Consider the following 7,529-nt stretch of genomic DNA (forward strand, 5'->3'; position numbering starts at 1 on the left):
GAATCTTCCGGCGCCTCGCCGGTCGACCGGACAGGGGCGTTGCGCCATTCGCGGTGCGCGCTCGCCATTCGTAACGGAGGTCGCCATGGCTACACGACGGAAAACCACACCCCAGGAAATCGACGACATTCAGGACCGCATGGGTTCGATACGCGAACTCGATTTCGACGAGCGCCGCCAGGCGCGCAAGGCACGGATCGGCGACGAGCGGCCCGAGGCCGAGGTGGAAGCCGAGTTTTCCCCGCGGCGGGTACGCGAGGCGGGCCACGCCGGCGGGCAGCCGGACGAGGACGACGGTTACCAGGATAACGTCGGCATGGACGATCTGGCGCCGGAGACCCTGATCGACGAAAGCGGCGCCCGCTCGCCGGCCGAGCGCGGTGGCGAATCGCCCGCGGACAAGCGCCTGAGGGTTGTGCATGGCAACGAGATCGGCGCTGGCCACGGCCTTGACGAAGCCGAGCTGGCACGTCGCGATCCGCTCGACGGCTCCTCCACCGAGGAACGCTGAGCGCCCGCAGACTGTATCGAAGTATTTCCGGCGCCTGGCGTTCTGTGATCGATTCGGCTCGGTTGTGGTGCGCTGCCGCACGCTTTACCGCCGGATGGAGCGGGGCACCGGATTTACTGCAAAAGCTGATAGTTGTCTTCCCGGGTGACGGCGTTGCACGGTCCTGCGGCGTGCAACCCGGCCTGGGCGAAATACCGGCGGAGCGGACCAGGCTATCCCGTCGGAGGCGATGTCGCCGGGCTGCTGGCTTTCAAGGTTTCCCTTCGATGACCAGGAGCTACCCATGCAGCACAAAAGATCCCGCGCCCTGGCGAGCCCGCGCTCGCCGTTCCTCTTCGCCCTGCTGGCGCTCGCCGTGGGCGGCACGGCCAACGCCCATGACGATGGCCTGCCGGCCTTCCGCTATTCGGCGGAGCTACTCGGCCAGTTGCAATTGCCCAGCGTGGCCCTGCCGCTGAATGACGAACTGTTCCTCTACGGTCGCGACGCCGAGGCGTTCGACCTCGAGGCCTATCTGGCCTTGAACGCGCCGGCGCTGCGCGACAAAAGCGAATACCTGGAGCACTGGAGCGGCTATTACAGCATCAACCCGAAAGTGTTGCTGACCCTGATGGCCATGCAGTCCGGGCCGTTGGGTGCGCCGGACGAGCGCGCCTTGGCGGCGCCGCTGGGGCGGCTGTCGGCGAAACGCGGCTTCGATGCCCAGGTACGCGACGTGTTGCAGCAGTTGTCGCGGCGCTACTACGGTTTCGAGGAATACCAGTTGCGCCAGGCGGCTGCGCGCAAGGCCGTCGGCGAGGACGGCCTGAACGCGGCATCGGCCGCGCTGCTCGGTCTGTTGCGAGAGGGGGCGAAGGCCTCCGCCGTGCAAGGCGGCAATCCGCTCGGCGCCTACGCGCAGACCTTCCAGCGCCTGTTCGGCACCCCGGCCGCGGAACTCCTGCAGCCGCGCAACCGCGTGGCTCGGCAACTCCAGGCGAAGGCCGCGCTGGCGCCGCCATCCAACCTGATGCAATTGCCCTGGCGCCAGGGCTATTCCTGGCAGCCCAACGGAGCGCATTCGAACACCGGCTCGGGCTATCCGTACTCGTCCTTCGATGCGTCCTACGACTGGCCGCGCTGGGGCAGTGCGACCTACAGCGTGGTCGCCGCCCACGCCGGCACGGTACGGGTGTTGTCGCGCTGCCAGGTACGGGTGACCCACCCCAGCGGCTGGGCGACCAACTACTACCACATGGACCAGATCCAGGTGAGCAACGGCCAGCAGGTCAGCGCCGACACCAAGCTCGGCGTCTATGCCAGCAACATCAACACCGCGCTCTGCGAGGGTGGCAGCTCCACCGGACCGCACCTGCATTTCTCGCTGCTCTACAACGGCGCCTTCGTTTCCCTGCAGGGAGCCAGCTTCGGTCCGTACCGGATCAACGTTGGCACCAGCAACTACGACAACGATTGTCGCCGCTACTATTTCTACAACCAGAGCGCCGGCACCACCCATTGCGCTTTCCGCCCGTTGTACAACCCCGGCCTGGCGCTCTGAGTCGGCGCGGGGCCCGGCTCCAGCCGGGCTCCGCGCGAGGCTCCGCCGCGAGCGAAACGGCGCTGAACACCGGGCGCGTCGCTGCCGCCGCGCCCGGCGCCAGGCTGACCGCGTGGGCCGGCATGCTCAGCCGCGCCGTGGTAGCAGGGCGTAGGCGTCGCGAACCACATCCTTGCCGTAGTGGCGCTCCAGGCGGCGGACGACGAAGTGACCGCGCGCCATGGCCTGGAAATGGTTCATGAACACCGTGTTGATCGCCGCGCCGCCGAGGGCGCCGACGATGGGCACGATCTGCGCCGCGAGCTTTTCCGAATACTGCACGCCCAGGCGCTCGGCGACCTTGCGCACCAGGGCCAGGAGCATGGGCGCGGCCTTCTTGCTGCCGGCGTCCTTGCCGAGGAAGTCGGCGGCCGCCTTGACCTGCTGGGCCAGCGCCGTACGCACCGCGTAGTAGCCGGACTCCGACGCGTCGTCCGAGGCGGATTTGCCGCCGAGGGCGAAGACTTCGATACAGGCCATCAGGGTGTCCATGTCCCTGATCGACTCGCCCTCGCTGCGCGCGATGTCGGCGATGGAACGGAAGATGATGCCGGTGGTGACCGGCACCTCGACCAGCATCGCCAGCGGCCCGAAGAAGCCGCCGACGCCACCGGAAACGGCGGCGCCGAGGGTATGCAGGCGGTTCGCCGGTTGACCGCTGGCGTTTTCCTGGAGAGTGGCGGTGGCCGAGCGGGCGACTTTCAGCAGCGCTCCCTCGATCACCGAACCGAGCTTCTCGTTGACCTTCCGCGGCAGCTTCTTCAGGCCGTATTCGATCGGCGTGCCCAGCAGGCTGGTGAGTTGCGCGGTGAGTCCAGGGTTCTCCAGCAGGTTCTTGGCGGCCTGGAGTTGCTTGAGATCGGCGGGGGAAAGGCTCATGGAAGGTCCGGCTGACGGTGGTCGGTCAACCTAACCACTGTCCGCCGGCGTTGTCCACGCTCAATAGTCGCCGCGCTTGCGGAAGGCCCAGCGGCCGGCGAGGAAGGTGAAGCTGGCGACCAGCACGAGCATGATCCAGAAGCCTTCAGGATCGTCGGCGAAGGGAATCCCGCCGACGTTCATGCCGAAGAAGCCGGCGACGATGTTGATCGGCAGGGCCAGCACCGTGACCATGGTCAGGGTGAAGAGGATGCGGTTGTTCTGTTCGTTGAGCTTGGCCGCGATCTCTTCCTGCAGCAGCTTGATCCGTTCGCCCAGGGCGGTCAGGTCGCTGATCACCAGGGAGAACTCCTCGGTGGCTTCGCGCAGCTCCCGCAGGTCGGCATCCTGTAGCCATTCCGGGGGTCGGTTGAGCAGGCGCAGCAGCGAACCGGGCTCCAGCGCCAGCAGGCGTTGCAGGCGTACCAGCACGCGCCGCATGGCGCCGAGGTCGGCGCGGTTGGCGGAGAGGCGCAGGGCCAGTAGCTGGTCCTCAATGCGGTCCACTGCGACGCTGGTTTCGCGGACGATCTGGGTCAGCACGTCGCCCTGGTCGCGCAACAGGTGGATCAGCAACTGCAGGGGCGAACGGAAAGGTTCGCCGTGCTTCACCGAAGAGCGCAGCTTGTCCACCGAGCGCAGCGGTTGCGCTCGTGCACTGACCAGCAGCCGGCCACGGGCGCAGACCCACAGGGTGGCGACGTCCGAAGAGACCAGGCCGAAGTTGAAGACCACGTCGTTGACCACTGCCAGCAGCGCCGAGTCGACATGTTCGATGCGCGTCGAGCGCGAGCCTTCGCGCAGGCTTTCGAAGAAATACTCCGGCAGTTCCAGATGCTTCTTCATCCAGCGCTCGCAGGCGGCATGGGCGAGGTTCAGGTGCAGCCAGAGGAACTCGTCCGGCGCCTCCTCGCGAGCCTGCCGCAGGCAGGCGAGGGCGGTGGCCGAGTCGATTTCCCGCCCCGCTTCGCCGGGGCGGAAACGGAAACCGTAGATCAGGCCGAACAGGTCGGCGTCCTGGGGCGGGGAGATACCGTGATGCATGGTCGCTCGCGGGAGAGGATCGGTTGGATAACTTGGCATCGTGACGATGACGCTTTGATTGCAGGACGATGAAGGCCGCTTCGCGGGATGCCCGGCGATGCTTTCCGTTGGAACTGTCGGGGGCGTCTTGCCGTCGCCTCGCGCCGACGAACTACGAGGTGCCGGGAAGTGCTATTTCATTTCTCCCGGTTTTTATGAAATACGCATCGTAGAGTTCTGATATTTGCCCGCTGGGTTATTTAGTCGATTTGCTGTGCCAGGTGATGGGGGTTGTTTATAAAGTATTATAACTTTTTGATTATATATTGTTTATCAATTAGATAGGCGTGTGATGGCTAAATGGCTGCATGTTTTCCAGGGGTTATCTAAATTGAATTTTTCATGGGGGTTTTCTTAGTCGTTATATATAAAGTCAGACTCGCCTTTTATTTAAAAGCTGCTATTTCTGGATTACATGGTGCGGCCGTTCGGTCGCTGCTTGACAAGAGGAATGTCGGAAATGTCGATCCAGGCGAAAGTTACCCCTATCGATCAGAGTATTTCTTCTGCGGCTGCCGTCGAGGTTCCGGAAAACGGGATACTCAAACTCTCCCAGAGCAGTAATATCGCGCTCGATGTCGCACCGGAGTCGGTGGCGGGATACTCGAAGAGCGGTTCGGACCTGATCGTCCAGCTGAAGACCGGGGAAAGCGTCCGGATCGCCAACTTCTATGCGGAAGGCCAGCCTTCCAGCCAGCTGTTCCTGGCCGACAAGGACAAGCTGGTGGCGGTAGACCTGCCGCCGGTCGCCGCCGACGGGCCGCTGATGGCCGGCTACATCCCGCAGGAAAGCCTGGCCGGTTTCGAGTCGCTGACCGGCGCCGGTGTGCTCGGTGGCATGAGCGCAGGGACTGCGCTGCTGGTCGGTGCGGCGGCCATCGGCGCCGGGGTGGCTATTTCCAACAGCAGCGGCGGCGGTGGCGGCGGCGGTTCTTCGGTGCCCCCGGACACCACTCCGCCGAAGGCGGCCAGCGGCCTGAAGATAGCGCCTGACGGCAGCAGCATCAGCGGCCAGGCCGAGGCCGGCGCGAGCGTCGGCATCGATACCAATGGCGACGGCAAGCCGGACCTCACCGTGATCGCCGATGCCAACGGCAATTTCACCGCTCCGCTGAACCCGCCGCTGACCAATGGCCAGACGGTCACCGTGGTGGTCACCGACCCGGCTGGCAACGCCAGCCCGCCGGCCCAGGTCACCGCTCCGGACACTACCGCCCCGGCGCCGGCTACCGACGTGCAGGTGACGCCAGGCGGCAGCAGCGTCATCGGCAAGGCCGAACCCGGCTCGACGGTGGGCGTCGATACCGATGGCGACGGCCAGCCGGACACCACCGTGGTGGTCGGTCCCGCCGGCAACTTCGAGGTCCCGCTGAACCCGCCGCGGACCAATGGCGAGACGGTGACGGTGATCGTTACCGCCCCGGCCGGCAACAGCAGCACCCCGGTCACCGTCGATGCGCCGGACACCACCGTGGTGGTCGGTCCCGACGGCAACTTCGAGGTCCCGCTGAACCCGCCGCTGACCAATGGCGAGACGGTGACGGTGATCGTTACCGACCCGGCCGGCAACAACAGCACCCCGGTGACCGTCGAGGCGCCGGACACCACCGCCCCGGCGCCGGCCACCGACGTGCAGGTGGCGCCGGACGGCAGCAGCGTCACCGGCAACGCAGAGCCGGGCGCCACCGTCGGTGTCGACACCGATGGCGACGGCCAGCCGGACACCACCGTGGTGGTCGGTCCCGACGGCAACTTCGAGGTCCCGCTGAACCCGCCGCTGACCAATGGCGAGACGGTGACGGTGATCGTTACCGACCCGGCCGGCAACAACAGCACCCCGGTGACCGTCGAGGCGCCGGACACCACCGCCCCGGCGCCGGCCACCGACGTGCAGGTGGCGCCGGACGGCAGCAGCGTCACCGGCAACGCAGAGCCGGGCGCCACCGTCGGTGTCGACACCGATGGCGACGGCCAGCCGGACACCACCGTGGTGGTCGGTCCCGACGGCAACTTCGAGGTCCCGCTGAACCCGCCGCTGACCAATGGCGAGACGGTGACGGTGATCGTTACCGACCCGGCCGGCAACAGCAGCACCCCGGTCACCGCCGAAGCCCCCGACTTCCCCGACGCGCCCCAGGTCAATGCCAGCAACGGCAGCGTCCTCAGTGGTACGGCGGAAGCGGGCGTGACCATCGTGATCACCGACGGCAACGGCAATCCGATCGGCCAGACCAGCGCCGATGCCAACGGCAACTGGAGCTTCACCCCCGGTAGCCAACTGCCGGATGGCACCGTGGTCAATGTGGTGGCCAGGGACGCCGCCGGCAACAGCAGCCCGGCGACCTCCATCACCGTCGACGGCGTGGCGCCGAGCGCGCCGGTGGTCGAGCCGAGCAACGGCAGCGAACTCAGCGGGACTGCCGAACCGGGCAGCAGCGTGACCCTGACCGACGGCAATGGCAATCCGATCGGCCAGACCACCGCCGATGCCAACGGCAACTGGTCTTTCACGCCGTCCACCCCGTTGCCGGACGGTACCGTGGTCAACGTGGTGGCCAGGGATGCCGCCGGCAACAGCAGTCCGCCGGCCAGCGTTACCGTGGATGCCGTCGCGCCGGCCACGCCCACCGTCGATCCGAGCAACGGTACGACCCTCAGCGGCACCGCCGAGCCGGGCAGTAGCGTGACCCTGACCGACGGCAACGGTAACCCGATAGGGCAGGTCACCGCCGACGGCAGCGGCAACTGGACCTTCACCCCGAGCACGCCGTTACCCAACGGTACGGTGGTCAACGCCACGGCTACCGACCCGTCCGGCAACGCCAGCTCGCCGGCCAGCATCACCGTGGATGCCGTGGCGCCAGCCACGCCAGTGGTCAACCCGAGCAACGGCAGCACGCTCAGCGGTACCGCCGAGCCAGGCGCTACCGTGACCCTGACCGACGGCAACGGCAACCCGATTGGCCAGGTCACCGCCGACGGCAGCGGCAATTGGAGCTTCACTCCGACCACGCCGTTGCCCAACGGCACCGTGGTCAACGCCACGGCCACCGACGCCTCCGGCAACACCAGTGCGGGCAGCAGTGTCACCGTGGACTCGGTAGCCCCGGTCACGCCAGTGGTCAACCCGAGCAACGGCACCACGCTCAGCGGCACCGCCGAGCCGGGCAGCAGCGTGACTCTGACCGATGGCAGCGGCAACCCGATCGGGCAGGTCACCGCCGACGGCAGCGGCAACTGGAGCTTCACCCCGTCCACGCCGCTGGCGGATGGAACCGTGGTCAACGCCACGGCCACCGATCCGGCGGGCAACACCAGCGGCCAGGGCAGCACCACCGTCGATGGCGTGGCGCCGGCCACGCCGACCGTCAACCTGAGCAATGGCAGCAGCCTCAGCGGCACCGCCGAGCCGGGCAGCACGGTGATTCTCACCGACGG

Annotated in this window: 5 protein-coding genes; 3 read left to right on the forward strand and 2 right to left on the reverse strand. The window is 66.9% G+C overall.

Features of this window, described 5'->3' with window-relative positions:
• Nucleotides 1-85 precede the first annotated feature (85 nt).
• Both LT948_RS11725 and lasA read left to right on the forward strand, forming a co-directional pair.
• Entirely contained in the window at nt 86-511 is a 426-nt protein-coding gene (locus LT948_RS11725; protein WP_003088094.1) for a hypothetical protein, read from the forward strand.
• Between the two features lie 283 nt (nt 512-794).
• Nucleotides 795-2,051 (forward strand): elastinolytic metalloprotease LasA, encoded by a 1,257-nt coding sequence (lasA, locus tag LT948_RS11730; protein ID WP_009314581.1) that lies wholly within the window; start codon nt 795-797, stop codon nt 2,049-2,051.
• A 126-nt stretch (nt 2,052-2,177) separates the two neighbouring features.
• On the opposite strand, the gene LT948_RS11735 is transcribed toward lasA, so the two are convergent.
• Together LT948_RS11735 and LT948_RS11740 are read right to left on the reverse strand one after the other, a co-directional pair.
• On the reverse strand, nt 2,178-2,969 hold the full coding sequence (locus LT948_RS11735; RefSeq protein ID WP_003106675.1) for an EcsC family protein: 792 nt from the start codon (nt 2,967-2,969) through the stop codon (nt 2,178-2,180).
• Between the two features lie 60 nt (nt 2,970-3,029).
• Nucleotides 3,030-4,052, reverse strand: a complete 1,023-nt coding sequence (locus LT948_RS11740; protein WP_003088098.1) for a transporter — start codon at nt 4,050-4,052, stop codon at nt 3,030-3,032.
• A gap of 499 nt (nt 4,053-4,551) precedes the next feature.
• Here LT948_RS11740 and LT948_RS11745 point away from each other — a divergent pair.
• Nucleotides 4,552-7,529, forward strand: a 2,978-nt coding sequence (locus LT948_RS11745; protein ID WP_232197077.1) for an Ig-like domain-containing protein, incomplete at its 3' end; no start/stop codon positions are given.

The organism is Pseudomonas sp. CP-1 (assembly GCF_021213715.1).
GTDB classification, from domain to species: Bacteria; Pseudomonadota; Gammaproteobacteria; order Pseudomonadales; family Pseudomonadaceae; genus Pseudomonas; species Pseudomonas aeruginosa.